The 20,842-nt window shown below is 75.5% G+C and carries 19 protein-coding genes; 5 read left to right on the top strand and 14 right to left on the bottom strand.

Going from position 1 to position 20,842, the window contains the following annotated elements; genetic code table 11:
• Window positions 1-251: 251 nt before the first annotated feature.
• Genes AB2L27_RS14070 through AB2L27_RS14080 form a run of 3 tightly spaced genes read left to right on the top strand, consistent with a single transcriptional unit; the run spans window position 252 to window position 4,473 of the window.
• Complete coding sequence (locus tag AB2L27_RS14070; RefSeq protein WP_370442109.1) at window positions 252-3,362, top strand: MMPL family transporter; 3,111 nt, start codon at window positions 252-254, stop codon at window positions 3,360-3,362.
• Between the two features lie 54 nt (window positions 3,363-3,416).
• Window positions 3,417-3,809, top strand: a complete 393-nt coding sequence (locus AB2L27_RS14075) for a hypothetical protein (protein ID WP_370442110.1) — start codon at window positions 3,417-3,419, stop codon at window positions 3,807-3,809.
• Between the two features lie 10 nt (window positions 3,810-3,819).
• Complete coding sequence (locus tag AB2L27_RS14080; RefSeq protein ID WP_370442111.1) at window positions 3,820-4,473, top strand: hypothetical protein; 654 nt, start codon at window positions 3,820-3,822, stop codon at window positions 4,471-4,473.
• A 36-nt stretch (window positions 4,474-4,509) separates the two neighbouring features.
• Here the strand turns inward: AB2L27_RS14080 and AB2L27_RS14085 are convergent, their stop codons facing one another.
• The 8 genes from AB2L27_RS14085 to AB2L27_RS14120 are packed head-to-tail and all read right to left on the bottom strand — an operon-like array spanning window position 4,510 to window position 12,607.
• Complete coding sequence (locus AB2L27_RS14085; RefSeq protein WP_370442196.1) at window positions 4,510-5,955, bottom strand: NADH-quinone oxidoreductase subunit N; 1,446 nt, start codon at window positions 5,953-5,955, stop codon at window positions 4,510-4,512.
• A gap of 31 nt (window positions 5,956-5,986) precedes the next feature.
• Window positions 5,987-7,477, bottom strand: coding sequence for a complex I subunit 4 family protein (locus tag AB2L27_RS14090; protein ID WP_370442197.1), 1,491 nt, complete (start codon window positions 7,475-7,477; stop codon window positions 5,987-5,989).
• 2 nt (window positions 7,478-7,479) lie between these two features.
• Window positions 7,480-9,360: a proton-conducting transporter transmembrane domain-containing protein gene (locus AB2L27_RS14095; protein ID WP_370442112.1), complete on the bottom strand. Its 1,881-nt coding sequence runs from the start codon at window positions 9,358-9,360 to the stop codon at window positions 7,480-7,482.
• Window positions 9,357-9,659 carry an NADH-quinone oxidoreductase subunit NuoK gene (locus AB2L27_RS14100; RefSeq protein WP_370442113.1) on the bottom strand — a complete coding sequence of 101 codons (303 nt, stop codon included), beginning with the start codon at window positions 9,657-9,659 and terminating at the stop codon, window positions 9,357-9,359. Before AB2L27_RS14100 ends, AB2L27_RS14095 begins: the two co-directional genes overlap by 4 nt.
• Complete coding sequence (locus AB2L27_RS14105) at window positions 9,656-10,228, bottom strand: NADH-quinone oxidoreductase subunit J (RefSeq protein ID WP_370442114.1); 573 nt, start codon at window positions 10,226-10,228, stop codon at window positions 9,656-9,658. Before AB2L27_RS14105 ends, AB2L27_RS14100 begins: the two co-directional genes overlap by 4 nt.
• A 9-nt stretch (window positions 10,229-10,237) precedes the next feature.
• Complete coding sequence (locus AB2L27_RS14110) at window positions 10,238-11,158, bottom strand: NADH-quinone oxidoreductase subunit H (RefSeq protein ID WP_370442115.1); 921 nt, start codon at window positions 11,156-11,158, stop codon at window positions 10,238-10,240.
• Entirely contained in the window at window positions 11,151-12,266 is a 1,116-nt protein-coding gene (locus AB2L27_RS14115) for a hypothetical protein (RefSeq protein ID WP_370442116.1), read from the bottom strand. Before AB2L27_RS14115 ends, AB2L27_RS14110 begins: the two co-directional genes overlap by 8 nt.
• Window positions 12,257-12,607, bottom strand: coding sequence for an NADH-quinone oxidoreductase subunit A (locus AB2L27_RS14120; protein ID WP_370442117.1), 351 nt, complete (start codon window positions 12,605-12,607; stop codon window positions 12,257-12,259). The genes AB2L27_RS14115 and AB2L27_RS14120 overlap by 10 nt, the downstream gene beginning before the upstream one ends.
• A gap of 114 nt (window positions 12,608-12,721) precedes the next feature.
• Here AB2L27_RS14120 and AB2L27_RS14125 point away from each other — a divergent pair, with 114 nt between their 5' ends.
• Window positions 12,722-13,090 (top strand): ArsR/SmtB family transcription factor, encoded by a 369-nt coding sequence (locus AB2L27_RS14125; protein ID WP_370442118.1) that lies wholly within the window; start codon window positions 12,722-12,724, stop codon window positions 13,088-13,090.
• Between the two features lie 21 nt (window positions 13,091-13,111).
• Here the strand turns inward: AB2L27_RS14125 and AB2L27_RS14130 are convergent, their stop codons facing one another.
• The 5 genes from AB2L27_RS14130 to AB2L27_RS14150 form a co-directional block, all read right to left on the bottom strand.
• Window positions 13,112-13,552, bottom strand: a complete 441-nt coding sequence (locus AB2L27_RS14130) for a GNAT family N-acetyltransferase (protein WP_370442119.1) — start codon at window positions 13,550-13,552, stop codon at window positions 13,112-13,114.
• 7 nt (window positions 13,553-13,559) lie between these two features.
• On the bottom strand, window positions 13,560-14,846 hold the full coding sequence (locus AB2L27_RS14135; RefSeq protein WP_370442120.1) for an adenylosuccinate synthase: 1,287 nt from the start codon (window positions 14,844-14,846) through the stop codon (window positions 13,560-13,562).
• Window positions 14,847-14,990: 144 nt separating this feature from the next.
• On the bottom strand, window positions 14,991-16,037 hold the full coding sequence (locus AB2L27_RS14140; protein WP_370442121.1) for an NAD(P)/FAD-dependent oxidoreductase: 1,047 nt from the start codon (window positions 16,035-16,037) through the stop codon (window positions 14,991-14,993).
• The gene (locus tag AB2L27_RS14145) at window positions 16,034-16,453 is read right to left on the bottom strand and encodes a DUF3151 domain-containing protein (protein ID WP_370442122.1); all 420 of its coding nucleotides are present in this window, start codon (window positions 16,451-16,453) and stop codon (window positions 16,034-16,036) included. The genes AB2L27_RS14140 and AB2L27_RS14145 overlap by 4 nt, the downstream gene beginning before the upstream one ends.
• Window positions 16,450-18,930 carry an ATP-binding SpoIIE family protein phosphatase gene (locus AB2L27_RS14150; protein WP_370442123.1) on the bottom strand — a complete coding sequence of 827 codons (2,481 nt, stop codon included), beginning with the start codon at window positions 18,928-18,930 and terminating at the stop codon, window positions 16,450-16,452. The genes AB2L27_RS14145 and AB2L27_RS14150 overlap by 4 nt, the downstream gene beginning before the upstream one ends.
• Window positions 18,931-19,300: 370 nt before the next feature.
• Between AB2L27_RS14150 and AB2L27_RS14155 the strand changes: the two genes are divergently transcribed.
• Window positions 19,301-19,684: an STAS domain-containing protein gene (locus AB2L27_RS14155; protein WP_370442124.1), complete on the top strand. Its 384-nt coding sequence runs from the start codon at window positions 19,301-19,303 to the stop codon at window positions 19,682-19,684.
• Between the two features lie 101 nt (window positions 19,685-19,785).
• On the opposite strand, the gene fbaA is transcribed toward AB2L27_RS14155, so the two are convergent.
• Window positions 19,786-20,808, bottom strand: a complete 1,023-nt coding sequence (gene fbaA, locus AB2L27_RS14160) for a class II fructose-bisphosphate aldolase (RefSeq protein ID WP_370442125.1) — start codon at window positions 20,806-20,808, stop codon at window positions 19,786-19,788.
• Window positions 20,809-20,842: the final 34 nt, after the last annotated feature.

Raw genomic sequence — 20,842 nt, forward strand, 5'->3', positions numbered from 1 at the left:
GGGCCGGGCGCGTGCCCGGCCGGCTCACGCGCGCGAGGGCCGGCGAGGAGGTCGCGCGCCCGGTCCCCGATCTCGCGCACCCGGGGGTGGTGCCCCTGCAGGTGCGCGACGACGGGGTCCACCGCGGTCACCACGTACAGGCGGCGGGCACCGGGGTACCGTCGGCGGGCCGGACAGCACGTCCCTCGTCGCCACCGGAGCCGACGGACCCCTCGACGCCCCTGGCGTCCTCCCGCGAAGGAGCCCGCCCGATGGCCACCCTGCTCTACCGACTCGGGCGGTTCAGCACCCGCCGCCACTGGCTGGTGCTGGCCGTGTGGGCCGTGCTGCTGGCCGCGCTGGCGAGCCTGGCGTTCGGCCTGAAGCAGACCGCGGCGCAGGACACGAGCTTCTCGATCCCGGGCACGCAGGCCAGCGACGGGCTGGACCTGCTGGAGGAGAAGTTCTCCAGCGGCGCGGACGCCGCCACCGCGACCGTCGTCTTCCAGGCCCCGCAGGGCCAGACGCTGACCGACGCGAACGCCGCGGCCGTCCAGGAGGTGCTGGCCGAGGTCCGCGCCCTGGACGGCATCGCCTCGGTGGGCGACCCGTTCGCCCCGCAGCGCCCGATGGTCTCGCCCGACGGCCGCATCGCCGCGGCCGCCGTCACCTTCGACGGTTCCGTCGGCGACGTCACCGCCGAGCAGTCCCAGGCGCTGGAACGGGTGGCCGACCGCACGGTCGACGGGGTCCGCGTCGAGGTGACCTCCCAGGTGCAGCGGACCGAGGCCGGTCACACGAGCGAGGCCATCGGGGTCGCCGTCGCGGCCCTGGTGCTCGTCCTCACGTACGGCTCATTGGTGGCGGCGGGGGCGAACCTGCTGACCGCCGGGCTCGGGGTCGGCGCGGGCTACCTGGGCATCACGGCGCTCGGCAAGGTCGTCTCGCTGTCCACCACGACCCCCGCGCTGGCCGGGATGCTCGGCCTGGCCGTCGGCATCGACTACGCCCTGTTCGTCTTCGCCCGCACCCGCACCGAGCTGCGGCGCGGGGAGGAGCTGGACGCGGCCATCGCCAAGGCCACCGGGACCGCGGGGACGGCCGTCGTCTTCGCCGGCACCACCGTCGTCATCGCCCTGGTGGGGCTGTCGGTGGTGAACATCCCCTTCCTGACCCAGATGGGCCTGGCCGCCGCCGCGACGGTCGCCGTCGCCGTGCTCGTCGCCCTCACCGCCGTGCCCGCCGTCCTCAAGGTCCTGGGCCTGCGGGTGCTGCCGGCCAAGGAGCGCGGGCTCGACCGGGCCGGGCTGCGCGCCGTCGCCGACAGCGACGACCACGCCACGACCGACCTCGCCGGCCCCGGGTTCCTGGGCCGCTGGGTGCGCGGGGTCACGGCCCGCCCGGTCCTGGCCCTGCTGCTGGCGGTGCTGGCCGTGGGGGCGCTCGCGATCCCCGTCGCCTCGATGCGCACGGCGCTGCCCTCGGCCGAGAACGCCGACCCCGCCACGTCGCAGCGGCAGGCGTACGACCTGCTCGTGGAGGGTTTCGGCCCGGGCTCGCAGGCCACGCTCGTCGTGCTCGTGGACGGCACGGACCCCACCGCCGTCGCCGCCGCGGCCGGGCAGGTGGCCACGACGGTGCAGGGGCTGCCGGACGTGGCCGCCGTCACCCCCGCGGTCCCGTCCCCGGACGGCACGGCGCAGCTCATCACCGTCGTCCCCGGCTCCGGCCCGACCGACGAGGCGACGAGCGACCTGGTGCGGGCCATCCGGTCCGCGACCGGGGACACCTCCGGGGCGCAGGTCCTCGTCACCGGCCAGACCGCCCTGGACATCGACGTCACGGACGCGCTGAACGACGCCCTGCCCGTCTACATCGCGATCATCGTCGTGCTGGCGCTCGTCCTGCTGGTCATGCTGTTCCGGTCGCTGGCGGTGCCGCTGCTGGCGACGGCCGGGTTCCTGCTCTCCCTGGGCGCCTCGCTCGGGTCGGTCGTGGCGATCTACCAGTGGGGCTGGCTGTCCGACGTCTTCCAGGTCGCCCAGCCCGGCCCGCTGCTGAGCTTCATGCCCGTCCTGGTCGTCGGGATCCTGTTCGGGCTCGCGATGGACTACCAGATGTTCCTCGTCTCGGCGATCCACGAGCAGCACGCCCACGGCCGCAGCCCCAAGGACGCGGTGCTGGCCGGGTTCCGCCGCTCCGCGCCCGTCGTCGTGGCGGCCGCGCTCATCATGTCCGGCGTCTTCGTCGGCTTCGCCACCAGTGGGGACCAGATCATCGGCTCGATCGGCATGGCCCTGACGGTCGGGGTCCTGGCCGACGCCCTCGTCGTGCGCATGGTGATCGTGCCGGCGGCCCTGACCCTGCTGGGCCGGGCCGCGTGGTGGGTGCCGGGCTGGGTGGACCGGCTGGTGCCGAACGTGGACGCCGAGGGCCGCGGCCTGGAGGCCCTGCTCGCCCGCGAGGGCACCGCCGCACCCGCCGGGGGGACGGAGGCGGTCCCGGCGCCGCGCGAGGAGCGGCGCCACCCCGACCACGCCCCGGACGGGCCGCCCCCGGGCCTGCCGGGCGGGCAGCGCGTCGAGCGCGTCCTGAGCGACCTGCCCCTCGGCGTGGTGGGCCTGGTGACCGACTCCACCGGCCGGCCGCTGCCGGGCGCGGCGCTCACCGTCACCGACCACTCCGGCCGCCAGCTCGCGCGCAGCACCAGCGACGAGGTCGGGTTCTTCTCCCTGCCGCTGGAGGCCGGCGGGACGTTCGTCCTCATCGTCGCCGCGGCCGACACCCGCCCCGTCGCGCACCTGGTGCCCGTCGCCGGCCGCAGCGTGCGCCACGACGTGCGCCTGGTCGGCAGCGCGGCCCTGCACGGGGTGCTGCGCAGCGCGGCCGGCCCGGTCGCCGGGGCCGTGCTGACGCTGCTGGACGTGCAGGGCGCGGTCGTGGCCACGTCCCGCACCGACTCCGAGGGCCGCTACCGCATCACCGACCTCCTCGCGGGCTCGTACGTGCTGAGCGTGCTGTCCTCGGCGTTCCGGCCGGTGGCGCAGAACCTCGTGGTCGACCACGGTGACGTCGAGCTCGACGTGACCCTCAGCGCCGGCGGGCGGCTCGTGGGGACGGTGGCGACCGGCGACGGCTCACCCGTGGCCGAGGCGTCGGTGACGGTCGTCGACGAGGGCGGTGCGGTGGTGGACACCGCCACGACCGACGGGGACGGCACCTTCGCCGTGGAGGACCTCACCCGCGGGCGGTACACGGTCACCGCCGCCGGGTTCCCGCCGGTGGCCACCCCGGTCGAGCTCCCCGACGGCGGCCACCGCGAGGTCGAGGTGCGCCTGGGGCGGTCCGTCCAGCGCGACCCCGACGGGGTCACCAGCCCCTGACCCACCCGTGAACCCAGGGTTGACACCGTCGTCAACCCTGGGTTCACTGCTGTCGTGGACGCGGTGGCGCAGGCCGGGTGGGACGAGGTGCTGACGCACCGCGCCCTCGACCCGGCGTTCGCCGCCGTCACCGACCGGCTCCGGCGGCTCACCTCCCCCGCCGTCGTCGCCGACGTCCTGACCGACCGCGGCGACGGCCTGCTGCACCAGCTCGCCGGGCAGCCCACCGACCGCGACTGGACGGCCGAGTGCGGTGGACCGCTCGGTGCCGTCCTCGTGCTCGCCGAAGTGGACGCGGCCGCGTCCGTCCTGCGCTCGCACGTCGCGGCGGCGCGCGCCGGGCTGCTGGCCGACCTGGTGCAGGACCACAGCCTCGTGGACCTGGCCGACCTGCTGGGGGTCACCCGGCAGGCGCTGCACAAGACGCTGAAGAACCGCGGGCTGTGAGGGGACGACGATGCCGCACCAGACCCACCCGACCCAGGAGACAGGGGAACTCACCGGGACGACCGGCGCCCACCCGCTGCGGACGCGGGGGCCGGGACGGGTGCTGTACGCCGCCGGGCTCGTCGCCGACCTGGTGTGGCTGAGCGTGCTGTGCGCGGCGATGACCCCGGTCCTGTCCCCCGGCTTCGGCGAGCGGTCGTGGCTCCTCTTCGCCGTCATCGGCGTGCAGGTCGCGAGCCGGGCCCTGCGCCGCCGGGCCTGGTGGTACGTGCCGCTGCGGCACGCGGCCGCGCGACCGGACCGCGTGGACACCGCGTTCTGGACGGTCTTCGCCGTGGTGGTCCTCGTGCTCACCGTCGTGACCGTGCGGCACCCGCCCTCGGACGCGCAGGCCTTCGGGCTCTGGCCGCTGCTGCTGTTCAGCGCGGTCCCGCTGTGGTTCTCCTGGTCCGACCGGGGCGCACCCGAACCCCCGGGGCGGTGGGGTCCCCGGGTCATCCCGTGCGCGGTCGCCGTGCTCGCGGTGCTCGTCCTCGGCGCCACCCACGGGCGGTTCGGCACCCTGACCGCCGTCGTCACCGGGGTCGTCGTCGCGGCGGTGACCGCGGTGTCGCAGGGGGTGCGGCACGTCCGGTCCCGCCGTCGCGTCGCAGCGCCCCGGTGAGGCCGCCGCCCCGGGCGGCGGGTCCCGGTCGCGCCCTCAGCGCACCGGCGGGGAGCCGAGGAGACCGGCGAGGGGGACGAGGACCACCCCCAGGACGAGGGCGAGCACCGCCGCCACCAGCGCGCTGCCCCGGGCCGGGCCCGCCCCCTCGCGCGGGTCCGCGCCGGCGGGGGACCCGGCGTCCGCGGCGGGGTGGGCCTCGGTGCGGAAGACGGGGGCGATCCAGCGCAGGTAGTAGAACAGGCTCGCCACGGTGTTCAGCGCGGCCACGACGACCAGCCACGCCAGCCCCCCGTCCCAGGCGACGGTGAACGCGGCGACCTTGCCGGCGAACACCGCGGTGGGCGGGGTGCCGACGAGGCCGAGCAGGCACACCAGCAGGGCCCCGGCCAGGACCGGCCGCCGCCGGGCCAGGCCCCGGTAGGAGGCCAGCGTCCGGCGCCCGGGCAGGGCGGCGGTCACGGCGAAGGCACCGAGGTTGCTCACCGCGTACCCGGCGACGTAGAGCAGCAGCGCCGGCAGGGCCGAGCCGGCGCGCCCGGCGACGGCGACGGGCATCAGCAGGTACCCGACCTGGCTCACCGTGGACCACCCGAGCAGGCGCCGGGGGTCGTCCTGGCCGAAGGCCGCCAGGTTCCCCAGCGTCATGCTCGCCGCGGCCAGCACCGCGACGAGCAGCGGCCAGTCCAGCGCCGCGGGACCGCTCCGGGGCAGCGCGTCTAGCAGCCGGTAGGCGGCGACCAGCGCGCCGATCTTCGGCACCGTCGTCGCGAACGCCGCGGCGGTCGCGGACGCCCCCTGGGCGGCGTCCGGCACCCAGGCGTGCGCGGGGACCGCGCCGGCCTTGAACAGCAGACCCGCCAGCACGGCGACGACGCCGACGGCGACGGGCGCGGCGGGTGCACCGGCCAGCGCACCGGCCAGGTCCGCGTGGGTCGTCGCCCCGGCCAGGGCCGCCAGCAGCGCGACGCCCAGCAGAAGCAGCACGTTCGTCAGGGCACCCAGCAGGTACGTCTTCAGCACCGCCTCGGCCGCCGCGCCGGTGCGGGCCGTCCCGATCAGCCCGTACAGCGGGACCGAGGCGAGCAGGAACGCGACGGCCAGGACGAGCAGGTCGTCGGCCCCGGCGAGCACGACCGTGCCCAGCGCGGACAGCAGCAGCAGGCAGTACGTCTCGCTCTCGCGCGGGGTGCCACTCACCTCCCCGGCGCTCAGGGCGAGGACGAGCAGGGTGGCGACCACGACGACGAGCCGCACGGCCCCGGTGGCGTCGTCCACGGCGTAGGTGTGCGCGTAGACCGTGTGCGCCGGGCCGCCCAGGGCGAGGGCACCGGTCACCGCGCACGCCACCAGCGCCACCACCGCGACCAGGCGGGCGACCCCCTGCCGCTGCCGGGGCAGGAACGACCCCAGCAGGAGGGTGGCCAGCGCGCCCAGCAGGAGGCAGATCTCCGGCAGCAGCTCCAGCGGCGCCTTGCCCATCGCGGTGTCCACCGCGGCGTCCACGGGCCCCTCACCGCCCCACGAGGTCGACGAGCTGCGCGGCGGCGGGCTGGACCACCTGCAGCAGCGGAGCGGGGAACACCCCGATCAGCAGGGCCAGCACCAGCAGCGGCGCCACCGACCAGAACTCCCGGGCGTGCACGTCGGCGAACCCGTGGGAGTGCCCCCTGACCTCACCGGTGAGCAGGCGCTGGACCGCGCGCAGGAACAGGGCCGCGGTGACGACGATGCCCAGGAGCGCGACCGCCGACACCGGCGCGGTGGCGATGGCGCCGGTGAAGACCTGGAACTCGGCGATGAAACCGCTGAAACCCGGCAGGCCCAGGGAGGCGAACGCGGCGACCGAGAACAGGGCGGCGTAGCGCGGGGCCGGCCGGGCCAGGCCCCCGAAGGAGGACGTGTCGTAGGTGCCGGCGCGGTCGTGCAGGACCCCGGCCAGCAGGAACAGCGCGGCGGTGATCAACCCGTGGCTGACCATCTGCGTCACCGCGCCGGTGACCGCGACCTGCCGGGCCTGCTCGGCCGACCCCGTCACGACCCCCGCGGCGCCCACGGCCACGACGACGTACCCCATGTGGTTCACCGAGGTGTAGGCGATCATCCGTTTCAGGTCGGTCTGGGCCAGCGCGACCAGCGCGCCGTGGAGAACCGAGACGACGCCGACGGCCAGGACCACCCAGGCCCAGTCGCGCCAGGCGTCGGGCAGCAGCGGCATCGCGATCCGCACGAACCCGTAGGTGCCCATCTTCAGCAGCACCCCGGCCAGCACGGCTGAACCGATCGCGGGGGCGTCGGTGTGCGCGGGCGGCAGCCAGGTGTGGAACGGGAACGTGGGGGTCTTGACCGCCAGCCCGAGCAGGATCGCCCCCAGCACCAGCACCCCGACGGACCCGCTGCCCCGCAACGGGGCCGAGCGCGACAGTTCGACGATGTCGAAGGTGTGCGGGGCGGCGGCCAGGTAGAGGCCGATGAAACCCACCAGCAGCGCCAGGGACCCCAGGAACGTGTAGAGGAAGAACGTCAGCGCCGACCGGGCGGCGTTCCCGTGCCCCCAGCCGGCGATGACGAAGTACATCCCGACGATCGACAGGTCGAAGAAGACGAAGAACAGCAGCAGGTCCTGGGCGGCGAACAAGCCCAGGCAGGTGGTCTGCAGGAAGCAGAACAGCGCCGCCTGCTGCCGGGGGCGCCGGCCCGCGCCGAGGGCGTGCACGGAGCAGGCGGCGAACACCACGACCGTCACCGCGACCAACGGCCACGACAACCCGTCCAGGCCGACGTGGTAACTGCTGCCGACGGTCGGCATCCAGTCCACGCGCTGCTCGAACTGCAAACCGCTCGGGGCGGGGACGGGGTCGCTCAGCCACAGGGCGGCGACCAGGACGACCTCGACCGCGCTGAGGACGACCCACCCCCAGCGGGCCGCGGCGTCGGGCAACCGGCGCGCCAGCGCCAGGACGACGCCCACGGCCAGGGGGAGGAACACGAGGAGACTGAGCACGCTCACCTCACGAGCAGGAGCAGGACGGCACCGGCGGCGAGCACCGCGACGGCGTGGACGTAGTAGTGGTGCACCAGCCCGGTCTGCGGCCGGCGCGCCAGCCCACCCAGCCGCCGGACGGCGCTCGCCACGCGCTCGACACCGGCCCCGATCCCGGCCCGGTCCAGGTGCGCGGCGGCGCGGGCCGCGCGCAGCACCAGCACCGCGCCGGAGGCGACACCGCGGTGCACGACCGCGTCGTCGAAGCGCGCCAGCGCCCGCGCCAGCCGTTCGGTCGGCCGCGCGACACCGCTCACGGCCAGCCGCCCCAACCCCAGCCAGTTCCGGGCCCAGGACGGTTCGGGCACCCCCCAGCGCCCCACGGCCGCCACCGCCAGCACCGCGAGGACGGCCGAGACCGCCAGCTCCCCCGGCTCCGGGCCGGGCGCCCCCCGCTCACCGAGCACCCCCGCCAGCGCCTGGCGCACCGGCGGCAGCGCCGCCACGCTCAGCGCGGCGGCGGCCACGGCCAGCACCAGCAGCGGACCCTTCTCCAGCCACCCCACGTGCCGGTCGCCGGTCTCCTCGGTGTCGAACTCCCGCTCCGCCCCGGCTCTGGGACGGCGCCAGATCAGGACGAGGACCTTGCCGGCGTACCCGGCCGAGAGCACCGCCCCCAGCAGTCCCGCCGCGTACAGCCACCCGGAGGTGCGCAGCGCCGCGGTGAGGACCTCGTCCTTGCTCGCCCACAGGGACAACGGCGCGAGCCCGGCCAGGGACGCCGCCCCCACCGTCGCGCAGACCCCGACGACCGGCCAGCGCCGGGCGACCCCGCGCAGCGCGGGCAGCTGCTCGGTGCCCAGCGCCGACAACCACGCCCCGGCGGCCAGGAACAGCAGCGCCTTCGTCGCCGCGTGCGCGAGGAGCTGCACGGCCCCTCCCGAGACCGATCCCACCCCGGCGGCCAGCACGACGAACCCGAGCTGGGCGGCGGTGGAGGCGGCCAGCAGCTGCTTGAGGTCGCGCTGGGCCAGGGCCACCACCCCCATCAGCACCGCGGTGCTCACCCCGATCCACGCGGTCGTCGTCGCGGCCCACCCGGTCGCCGCCAGCAGCGGGGCCACCCGCAGCAGCAGGTAGCCCCCCATGGCGACCATCGCCGCGGAGTGCAGCAGGGCGCTGACCGGGCTGGGCCCCTCCATCGCGCGGGAGAGCCAGAACGAGAACGGCAGCTGCGCCGCCTTGCCGAGGCCCGCCACGAGGACGCCGGCGGCCACCACGTCGCGCCAGCCGGCACTCGCCGCCGGCAGGTCCGACAGCGCCAGGCCCCCGCCACCGGCGAGCGCGGCGGCCACCGCCACGTACAGGCCCAGGTCCGCCAGGCGCGTGGTGAGGAACGCGACCTCCCCGGCCGCCACCCGGTGCCGCTGCCACCAGGCGAACCCCACGAGGGCGTAGGACGTGGCGCCCATGACCTCCCAGGCGAACAGCAGGGTCGGCAGCGTCGTGGCGGTGGCCGTGACGACGACCGCGGCCACGAACAACAGCATCAGCCCGCAGAACCGCCCCCGGGCGGCGTCCACGTCGGCGGCGGCGACCACGACCGCGAGGAGGGCCACCACCGTCACGGCGGGCACGACGAGGGCGGCCAGGCCGTCCACCCCCAGCGCGAACGGGGCGAAGGGCAGGAACGGCACGGACACCGACGGGCGCTGCAGCGCCGCGAGCGCCGCCAGGACGCACTCCAGGACGAGGACCAGAACCGCGGTGACCGGCGCCCACCGCTGCCGTCCGCGCGCCGAGGTCCCGGCCGCACACAGCGCGGCACCCACCACGGCGGGGACGGCCACCAGGGCCCACAGGACCCACCCGCCGGACCCGAGGCCCGTTCCGAGACCCGTCACCGCTTCAGGTCCGTGCTCATGTCGGTCATGTCCGAACCGCGGGAGCGGTGCAGCACCGTGGCCACGGCGAAACCCATCGCCATCTCCACCGTCATCGCGGCGACGACGACCAGCAGCAGCACGTGCCCGTCGGGGGTGGGGGCCAGGAACCACCACAGCCCCGCCGCGGCGAGGATCACCGCGTTGACCATGAGTTCCAGGCCCATCATCACCATGACGAGGACCTGCTGGGAGATCGCCCCGTACAACCCGACGGCGAACAGGGCCGCGGCGATGACCAGGACCGCCTGCAACGTCACCGGCCCGCACCCCCCGGCTGCGGGTCGTCGGCGGGCCGGCGTCGCAGGTCGTCGCCCAGCCGGTCGTACCGGCCGCGCGGCAGGGCCAGCACCAGCGCGGCGACGATGGTCGAGAACAGCACCGGGCTGACGACGAGCATCACCAGCATCTTCGACCCCATGACCGCCTCACCGAGGGAGGCGGTGAGGTCGAGCGCCGGGGCACCCCGCCGCGAGGGCCAGGGCACCAGCAGCGCACCCCCGCCCAGCACCAGGAACGCCCCGAGGGCGATCCCCAGGGAGGTCCTGCGGGAGTGCACCATGCTCATCGGCATCAGCGCCGGGTTCATCCCCATGAACATCACCATGTAGACGGCCATGACGGCCATCTCCATGACCATCATCAGCACCACGACCACCCCGACGTAGTCCAGGTGCAGGAACAGCACCTGCGCACCGACCGCGACGAACGACGCTGCCAGCGCGTACGTCGCCCGCGCCATCGAGTCCGTGCGGAACACCGCGATGCCCGCGGCGACGGCCACCGCACCCAGGCCCCAGAACAGGACCGCCTCCACCCCACCGGTCACCGGTTCACCTCACGACCACGACGACGACACGACGATGGACACCACGAGCAGTTGCAGCAGGGTCAGCGGCAGGACCACGACCCAGCCCAGTTCCACGAGCCGGTCCGGGCGCAGCAGCGGCACCCGCCGCCGGACCGGCACCAGCACCGCCAGCAGCGCGAACGTCTTGCCCAGCGTCCAGACCCAGGCGGGCAGCCACGGCCCGGAACCCCCGCCGAGGAAGACGACCACGGCGAACGCCGACCCCGCGGTCAGCAGCGCGTACCGCCCCGCCAGCAGCAGCAACCGGTCCACCCCCGACACCTCGGCCAGCACCCCACCACCGACGTCGGCGCCCGCGGCCGCCGCGAACGGGCCGTGCACCGAGAACGCCACGACGCAGCCGCAGAACACGACGAACGCCACCGGCATCCACACGACGAACCACAGCTCCTGCTGGGCGGCGACGACGTCGGCGACCCGCAGGCTGCCGGCCGCCACCGCCGGGGCCGTCAGGGCGAACATCAGCGGCAGTTCGTAGGCCAGCGCCTGGGCCAGGAACCGGTACCCCCCGACGAGGGCGTGCGCGCTGTTCGGACCCCAGCCGGCCATCCACACCAGCGCCCACACGAGCACGTCCATCGCGTTGAACCAGACGAGCCCGACCCCCAGGTCGGCCATCGTCCAGCGGCCCAGCGGGACGACCGCCGCCATGAGCAGGGCCACGACCAGCAACCCGCCGCCCCCCAGCCGCCACAGCAACCGGTCGGCCGCCAGCAACGAGCGCCGCCGCTGCCGCAGCAGCCGGGCCGTCTCGGCAACCGGCGCCCCCCAGCCGGCGCCGGAACTCACGGCGTCCACGGACGCCGCCCACCACGCGCCGGCCACGACGAGCAGCAGCACCAGCGGGGCCCACGCGGCGGAGACCGCCACCACGTCCGCGTCAGGCACGACCCGCCTCCCCCGCGGTCGAGGCGGTCAGGTCGGCCACGACGTCGGTGCCGGCGACGACCAGGCGGACCGCGGCCAGGTCCAGCCCGGTCACCAGGCCCGGGAGAGCGGCGGGCGGGACCGCGTCGGGTCCCGTCCCCGCGTCCTGCTCCGGCGCCCGGGCGGCGGCCAAGGCCTCCTCCAGCCAGCCGCGCAGCCGGTCGGGCAGGTCCACGGGGTGCGTGTCCGCACCGGCCCTGCCCGGTGCCCGGACCGCGGTGCGCAGGCCGCGCAGCGACCACCGCAGCACCCGGGAGCGGGTCACGCGGCGGGTCAGGCGGTCCAGGCCGGCGGCGCACTCCGCCAGGGCGGCACCGTCGAGGGCGTCGTCGCGCACCCGGCGGGCCTGTGCCGCCACCGCGTCCCAGCCGGCGACGGCCAGCAGACGGGCCACGGCGTCGCACCGGGCCACGACGACGTCGCGGCGGACGTCACCGGTCACCGGCAGCCCCCGGTCCGGGACCGGCTCGAGGACCTCGGCGCTCGCGTGCACGACGACGTCCCCCTGCAGCGTGCAGGTCAGCACCAGGCCGGGCGGCCAGTGCGGCAGGACCGGTCCCAGCGGGAGGTGCAGGACGTCCATCTCCAGCCCGTCGCGGTCGTCGCCGCCGCCGGCCAGGCCGATCCCCCCGGGCATCGGCATGTCCATGTGCATGTCCATGTCGTCGTCGTCCCCGTGCTCGTCCCCGTGCTCGTCACCCCCGCCGTCGGTGTCGGCCCACGGGGCGGAGCGGGAGGCGGCGTCGCGGCGGTGCGCGCCGGTGTCCAGCAGCGCGGCGGCGGCCGCCTCGAACGCGGCGCTCACCCCGGCGGCGGCCTCCACGTCGACCCGGGTCCGCGGGCCGGGCAGCTGGTCCCACACGGCCTCGACGACGGCGCTCATCCGCGGCCCGGGACTCCCGCACACCGCCAGCACGTCGGCCTCGGCCGGGGAGACCGCCGGCACCCACGAGCGGGCGGCGAGTTCACGCTCCACCGCCATCCGCACCCCGGCGGCGCCGGGCACCTCGACCACCAGGACGTGGACCCGCCGGAGGGCCCACCGCCCCAGGAACCCGGTCAGACCCACCGCAGCGCACCTTCGCGCCAGGCCCACGCGACACCGGCCAGCAGCACCCCCAGGAACACGAACATCTCGACCACCGCGCCCGCCCCCACCTCGGCCACGACGACGGCCCAGGGGTACATGAACAGCATCTCGACGTCGAAGGCCAGGAAGACCAGGGTGACCGGGTACCAGCGGACGTGGAAGCGGGACAGGGCGTGCTCGGCCGGGTGGTGCCCGGACAGGAACGGCAGGCTGGGCACCGGGTCGGGGGCCACCGCGGTCAGCCGGGCCACCGCGTGCAGCGCGCCGATGACCAGCAGCGCCACGCCCAGGACCGCCAGCACCCCGGAGTACGGCTGCATGTCCACCTCCCCGCTCAGGTCACGTCCACCACGCTCGGCTGCTCGTGGATCCCATACCCGTACGGCTGTGCGGGCAACCGGGAGCGGTGGTTGCATGACCGGTGTGAGGTGCTCATGACCGGTCACGCCCATCCCGTCGACGCCGAGCGGGTGCGCCGGGCCCGGGAACGGGTACCGGCCGCCGAGGACGTCGGGCGGCTGACCGCCGTGCTGGGCCTGCTCGCCGACCCGACCCGGGCGCGCGTGCTCCACGCCCTCGAGGAGGTCCAGGAGCTGTGCGTCGGGGACACCGCCCTGGCCCTGGACGTCACCGAGGACGCCGCCGGCTACGCCCTGCGGGTCCTGCGCACCGCGGGCCTGGTCAGCCGGCGCAAGGAGGGCAGGGTGGTCTTCTACCGGCTCGCCGACGGGTTTCCCCGGCCGTTGCTGGAGCACTGCCTGCGGCAGTTGACGTCCCTGACCCGCGACCAGGAGGAGGACTGACCGCCCGCGGGCGGACGCCGCTCAGGCCGCCCGCACCATCGTCACGTGCGGGATCCCGTCCTCCGTGAACAGGTCGCCCTGCGCGACGAAGCCGAACCGGGCGTACCAGTGCTGCAGGTGCGCCTGGGCGTCGAGGACGACCTCGGAACCGGTCAGGAGTTCCAGCGCGCGTTCCATCAACCGCGCCGCGACCCCGGCGCCGCGGAACTCCCGCGCCGTGGCGACCCGCCCGATCCGGCCCCGGCCGTCGGCGTCGCGCAGCACGCGCAACGTCGCGGCGACGGTGCCGTCGACCTCGGCCCACACGTGCACGCACGTGGGTTCGAGGTCGCGGCCGTCGAGTTCGGGGTAGGCGCACTCCTGCTCCACGACGAACACGTCGACGCGCAACCGCAGCAGCGCGTAGAGCACCGCGGGCGGGAGGTCGGCGAGCGCCGCCTCCCGCACCAGGGGCGAACTCATCCGCGGGTCAGCCCAGCAGGTCGTGCCGGACGACGGTCTGCTCGCGGTCCGGGCCGACGCCCACGGCGCTGATGCGGGCGCCGGAGATCTGCTCCAGCGCCTCGACGTAGGCCTGGGCGTTCTTCGGCAGGTCCGACATCGACCGCGCCGAGGAGATGTCCTCGGTCCACCCGTCGAAGAACTCGTACACGGGCGTGGCGTGGTGGAAGTCGGTCTGCGACATGGGGATCTCGTCGTGGCGGACCCCGTCGACGTCGTAGGCCACGCACACCGGGATGCGCTCCCAGCCCGTCAGCGTGTCGAGCTTGGTGAGGACGAAGTCGGTGACGCCGTTGATGCGGGCGGCGTACCGGGAGATGACGGCGTCGTACCAGCCGGTGCGGCGCGGGCGGCCCGTCGTGGTGCCGAACTCCCCGCCGTCCTGGCGCAGCTTCTCGCCGTCGGCGTCGAGCAGTTCGGTGGGGAACGGGCCCTCGCCGACGCGCGTGGTGTACGCCTTGACGACGGCGACGATCCGGTCGATCCGGTTCGGGGGGATGCCCGCCCCGGTGCACGCCCCGGCGGCCGTCGCCGAGGAGGACGTCACGAACGGGTAGGTGCCGTGGTCGATGTCGAGCATGGTCGCCTGGCCGCCCTCGAACAGGACGATCTCGTCGCGGTTCAGCGCGCGCGACAGTTCCAGGGAGACGTCGGTCACCATGGGCCGCAGCCGGTCGGCGTAGGACAGGAGGGTTCCGACCGTCTCCTCGACCGAGACCGCGCGGCGGTTGTAGTGCTTGACCAGGAGGTGGTTCTTCTGGTCGAGGGCCCCCTCGACCTTCTGCCGCAGGATCGACTCGTCGAACAGGTCCTGGACGCGGATCCCGACCCGGTTGATCTTGTCGGCGTAGGACGGGCCGACACCGCGGCCCGTGGTGCCGATCTTGCGCTTGCCCAGGAACCGCTCGGTGACCTGGTCGAGCACGCGGTGGTAGGGGGCGATGACGTGGGCGGAGGCGGACACGAGGAGCTTGGAGCAGTCGACCCCGCGGGCCGTCATCGCCTCGAGCTCCTCGAACAGCACCGACAGGTCCACGACGACGCCGTTGCCGATGACGGGCGTGACGCCGGGGGTGAGGATGCCGCTGGGGAGCAGGTGCAGCGCGTACTTCTCGTCACCGACGACGACAGTGTGCCCGGCGTTGTTGCCGCCGTTGAACTTCACCACGTAGTCCACGCGGGCGCCGAGGGCGTCGGTGGCCTTGCCCTTGCCCTCGTCCCCCCACTGGGCGCCGACGAGCACGATCGCGGGCATGAGATCCCCTGCTTCCTGGTGACGACTGTCCGGGTGCTGCCCGGCCCCGCGGACCACCGGCCCGGGACGGGGGTGGTCACCGCAGACCACGGGGAGCTTACCGGGTGGCGGGCCCGCGCCGACCGCCCCGGCGCGGGCCCGGGGTCAGCCGGTGAACCGCCCGGCGAGGTGACGCCCGAGCGCGGTGCCCGACTCCCACGCCGTCTGGACCTTCGAGCGCTCCCCCCAGGCGTCGCCGCAGACCCCGATCCCGCTCTCCTCGTCGAAGCCGAAGGGGGCGTCCTCGTGCTGGCGCAGCGGGTTCGCCAGGGACCAGCGGTGCGCGCGGGCCCAGGTCGGCTCCGGGGCGCTCGCGACCCCCAGCAGCGGCCCCAGGGCCGCCAGCACGGGCGCGACGATGCTCGCGGGGGCGTCGAGGTGCTCGCTGGAGACGTCGGGGGCCGTGTGCGCGACGAGGACGGGCGCCCCGTCACCGCGCCGGGACCCGTCGTCGGCGAGGAAGACGAGCAGGTCGGAGTCGTTGACGAAGGCCCCGTGGAAGTCGGGCCACCAGCGCTGCTCCCAGCCGGCGTACACGGAGATGCAGGGACGCCAGTTCCAGCGGGCCGAGACGTCCAGCCGGGTGGCGACCATGCGCGGCAGCAGGTCGGCGGCCTGCGGGTCGGGCATGGCCAGCACCACCGCCGGCGCCCGGCGGCCGTCGACGGCCGGGCCGTCCCCGCCGCTGGAGACGCCCTCGACGTCGATGCCCTGCACGACGTCGAGCGGCTCGGCCCCGGGCGGGGCCAGGAGGTCCTCGACCAGGCTGCGCAGCCCCGTCGGGGAGGCCCAGCGCACGGGCCCGGAGGAGGAGCCCGGTTCCCCGCCCTTCCCGTCGAGGACGGCGAAGGTGTCGGTCCACGGCCGGGCCAGCCCGCGCTCGTGCCAGTCGGCGACCAGGCGGGCGAAGTCCGCGTGCAGGCCGTCCCCGTCGGAGACGGTGAAGTAGGACGCGCCGAGGTCCACGACGCGCACGCCGCCGGTGCTCTCGACGCGGCGACCGCTCATGCGCCCCCCGCTGCGCCGACCCCGGTCCACCACGCGCACGGGCACCCCGGCCTCGGACAGGGCCCGGGCGCACGCCACGCCGGAGACACCGGCCCCGACCACCAGGACGGGCCGGTCGGGGTCCACGGTCCTGCCCCCGCTCACGAGGGCAGCAGTTCGCGGGCGGCGGCCGGGTCGCAGTCGTTGAGGAAGGTGGTGCAGCGCACCGCCTCCTCGGTCTCGCCGATGGTCTGCGCGGCCCGCTGCAGGGCGGCCAGCGCCCGCAGGAACCCGCGGTTGGGCCCGTGCGCCCACGGGACCGGCCCGTGCCCGCGCCAGCCCGCCCGGCGCAGGGCGTCCAGCCCGCGGTGGTAGCCGGTGCGCGCGTAGGCGTAGGCGGTCACGGTGTCCCCGGCCACGAGCGCGCGCTCGGCCAGCAGCGCCCACGGCAGCGAGGCCGCCGGGTGCGAGGCCGCCACGGCGGCGGGGTCGGACCCGGCCGCCAGGGCGTCGTCGACGGCGCCGTCGGCGGGCAGGTGGGTGGGCGGCGGTCCGCCCAGCAGGTTCGTACCGGTGCTCACGCGCGATCCTCTCCAGTGCTGATCTCGACCCAGACGATCTTGCCCCGCCGGGTGGGGGTGCTCCCCCACCGTCCCAGCGACGCGACGAGCCGCATCCCGTGACCGCCGCCGCCGTCGGGGCGGGCGTCGACGACCTGGGGCGCCTCGGGGCTGTCGTCCTCGACCTCGATGCGCAGCTCGCCCTCCAGGTCGAACAGGCGCAGCCCGATCGTCCCCCAGCCGTGCAGGACGGCGTTGGCGACGAGCTCGGAGACGACGATCTCGGCGCGCGGGCCGCAGTCCAGCCCCCACACGGCGCACGCGCGCAGGGTCGCGTGCCGGGCCTTGCCGATCGAGGACGGCTCGGACGGCAGCTGCCAGCGGCGCCGGCGCGGGGTGTCGGCCACCGGCAGCGGCGCCTCGTCCAGCTCGGACTCCTCCGGCACCCGGACGACGACGATGGCCGTGTCGTCCTCGGGCGTGTCCCCCAGCCCGGCCAGCAGCTCCTCGCCGATGCCGGCCGCGTCGCGGGCGCTGGAGCGGGCCAGCACCTCCACGAGCACCTCCAGGCCGTCGCGCATGGGCCGCGACCGCGTCTCGATGAGGCCGTCGGTGTAGAGCACGAGGACGTCCCCCGGCGACAGCGCGCGCTCGCGGGTGGGCCGGGGACGTTCACCGAGGCCGACGAGGGTGCCGGTGGCCTCGCTGAGCACCTCGACGCGGTGGCCCGGGGCGCTCCCGCGGCGCAGCAGGGGCGGCAGGTGCCCGGCGCTGGACCAGGCCATCTCCCAGCCGCCGTCGTCGAGGCGCTGCACGGTGGCGTAGACGAGGGAGGCCATCCGGCCGATGCCGAGGCCACCGGCGAGCTGGTCGACGCGCATGAGGACGCTGCCGGGGTCGTCGAGGTCGTGGGCGGCCGAGCGGACGACCGAGCGGATCTGCCCCATGGCCGCGGCGGCCTCGACGTCGTGCCCGACGACGTCGCCGACGACGAGACCGGCCGCCGCACCGCCGCCGTCGGCGGGCGCGGGCAGCACGTCGTACCAGTCGCCCCCGACCTGGGAGTGGTCGGCGTTGGGCGCGTAGAAGGTCCACACGTCGAGCCCGTCGATGCCGGTGAACTCGGCGCTGTCGGGCAGCATGCTGCGCTGCAGCGTCTCGGCCAGGGCGTGCTCCCGGGCGTGCAGCCGGGCGTTCTCCAGCAGCAGCGCCGCCCGGGCCGCGGCCCCGACCACGACGGTGCGGTCCTGCGGCCCGATCCCGGAGGGGTGCGGGCACACCAGCAGCAGGCCCAGGACGTCCTGCTGGGACCGGCGCTGCCCCCGCAGGGGCACCACCAGCGGCGCGGGACCCGACGGCGCCCCGGGTGCGGGGTCGGAGGACCCGTCGGAGGGGGGCTCGGCGCACAGGTCGTGCAGCCAGGCCGCGACCGAGCCCGGGTCGTGCGGGGCGTCGGCGAGGTCGGTCAGCTCGCGCGTGCACGCGTCCAGCAGGGGGTCCGGCCTCCGGGGCCGGGACAGGTGCCGGCCCTGCAGGGCGTGCAGGCGCCGGCCGTGCGCGGCGGCCACGACGAGCTCGACGCCGCCGGGCCGCTCGTGCAGCCGCACGAACATCGCCCCCTCGACGAGCTGGTCGCCCAGGACCCGGGCCACGTCCTGCAGGACGCCGTCCGCGTCGGAGGGGGCACCGGGGACGTCCACGGCCGCGCGCGGCCCGTCGACCGCGGCACCGACGACCGCGTCGAGGCGGGTCAGGACGTCGAGGCGGGTCCCGACCCCCCGGTCCACGGCCGTGCGCCGCGTGACGTCGCTGTGCCGGGTCAGGACGTGGCACACCGCCCCGGAGCGGTCCAGCAGCGGCACCGCGCGCACGTGGTGCAGGAAGTCGCTGCCGTCGGCGCGCTGGTCCAGCAGCGTCACCGCGACCGGGTGCGGGCTGTGCAGGGCCGCCTCGAGGTCGTCCAGGGCCCGTTCCTCGCGGGTGCGCACCAGCTCCCGGGCGGGGTGGTGCACCACGGCGGAGGCGGGTACCCCGGTGGTGCGGGTCCAGGCCCCGTCGACGACGTCCACGACGAGGCGGCCGCCGCGGTGGGCGGACAGGGCGGACCCGGGCGCAGCGGCCACGACGGACGTGCCGCCGCCGGGGCCGTGGGCGCGTTCGACGGGGGCCAGCACCAGCAGCACCTCGTCGCGGTCGGGCACGGGCCCGGCCGCGCACCACAGGTCTCCCGGCAGCAGGTGGCCCGGGACGAGCTCGCCGGCCGCCGCGCGGTCCCAGACGGCGTGCCGGGGCCAGCCCGCACGGCGGCGGAAGTCTTCCAGGGTCCGCGGCAGACCGGCCCCGGAGGCGGCCCCGTCCCCGGTCCCGCCCACGACCAGGCGCCGTCCGGCGGTGTCGACGGCCAGCACCTCGGCGGTGCCCGCCCCCTCGCGGCGGGCCAGCAGCAGCACGGCGGCGGGGTCGCCCAGGGCGAGCGCCTGCGGACTGCTGGCCGACATGGGACGGGGCTCCTCGCGCTGGTGCGGACGGCGGACGGACGGTCACCGGGTGACCGGCGCACGACCGGTCCCCGTGCGGGAGTCTGCCCGACGACCCGCCGGACGTGGTGGTCGGATGACCAGTCGGCCGCTCCGACCGGGTGAACGCGGTGCACGGCACGGGCGCCGACCCGGCGTCGATAGCATGCAGGGGGGTCGGACGGACCGCGCGCCGAGGAGGCGACGGAGCGACCGGCCCACCCGCGCGGTGCAAGGCCGGGCGGGACGGTCGTCCGCTGCCTGTAGAGAGCCGGGCCCAGCGGCAACAGCGTGCGGACTTTTCGGAGGACCCATGACGAACGACGCGACACCGCCGGGACAGGCTCCCCGGGTGCCCCAGGTCCGATCCGTGGACCCGGGCTCGGTGCACGTCCTCTACGAACCCCGGGCCACCCGCGTGGTGCTGACCGGCGAGATCGACGCCGAGCTCGGCCCGGACCTGCTCGAGGCCGCCGAGGACGCGCTGAGCTCCGGGCGCCCGCTGCAGGTCGACGCCCACCACGTGACCTTCATGGACTCGACGGGCCTGGCCTTCCTGGCCCGGCTCGCCTCCCGGTCCAAGGCCCACCGGGTGACGCTCATCCGGCCGCCGGCCGTGGTGAGGTTCCTCATCGAGACGACGAACATCGTGCAGCTGCTCGACGTCGTGGACGAGGAGCCGGGCCTGACCAGCACGACGGGCGGCGGCGACGAGGACGGGCCGCAGCCCGCCTGATCCGCCCCCGCACGACCCCGCCCCCGCACGACCCCGCCCCCGCACGACCCCGGCCCCGCCCACCGCGGTGGGCGGGGCCGGTTCAGCGGGTCACCGGCGGGTCACTTGACCGACTTGCCCGCGCTGCGCAGGTGCTGGGCGGCCTCGACGACGCGGGCGGCCATGCCCGTCTCGGCGGCCTTGCCCCAGGCGCGGGGGTCGTAGACCTTCTTGTTGCCGACCTCGTCGTCGACCTTCAGGACGCCGTCGTAGTTCTTGAGCATGTGGTCGGCGACCGGCCGCGTGAACGCGTACTGGGTGTCGGTGTCGATGTTCATCTTGATGACGCCGTAGTCGACGGCGTCGCCGATCTCCTGCGCGGTCGACCCCGAGCCGCCGTGGAAGACGAGGTCGAAGGGCTTGTCCTTGCCCACGCGCGCCCCCACCTCGTCCTGGATCTGCTTGAGGATCTCCGGACGGAGCTTGACGCCACCGGGCTTGTAGACGCCGTGCACGTTCCCGAAGGTCAGGGCGGCCATGTAGCGGCCCTTCTCGCCGGTGCCGAGCGCGTCGACCGTGGCCAGGGCGTCCTCGACCGTCGTGTAGAGCTTGTCGTTGATCTCGTGGGCGACGCCGTCCTCCTCGCCCCCGACGACGCCGATCTCCACCTCGAGGATGATCTTCGCGGCCGCCGCCCGGGCCAGGAGGTCCTGGGCGATCTGCAGGTTCTCCTCCAGCGGCACGGCCGAGCCGTCCCACATGTGCGACTGGAACAGCGGGTCGCGGCCGTTCCGGACGCGCTCGTCGGAGATCGCCAGCAGCGGGCGGACGAAGCCGTCGAGCTTGTCCTTGGGGCAGTGGTCGGTGTGCAGCGCGATGTTCACGTCGTACGCCTTGGCGACGTGGTGGGCGTACTCGGCCAGGGCCTGGGAGCCGAGCACCATGTCCTTGACCGTGGTGCCGGACAGGAACTCCGCCCCGCCGGTGGAGACCTGCACGATGCCGTCGCTCTCGGCCTCGGCGAAGCCGCGGATGGCCGCGTTCAGGGTGATCGAGGAGGAGATGTTGATGGCCGGGTAGGCGAAGGACCCGGCCTTCGCGCGGTCCAGCATCTCGGCGTAGACGTCCGGGGTGGCGATGGGCATGGGAGCACTCCTCCGTGCGACGGCTGTGGCAGGG

Origin of the sequence: Kineococcus halophytocola (assembly GCF_041276425.1) — a bacterium.
GTDB classification, from domain to species: Bacteria; Actinomycetota; Actinomycetes; order Actinomycetales; family Kineococcaceae; genus Kineococcus; species Kineococcus halophytocola.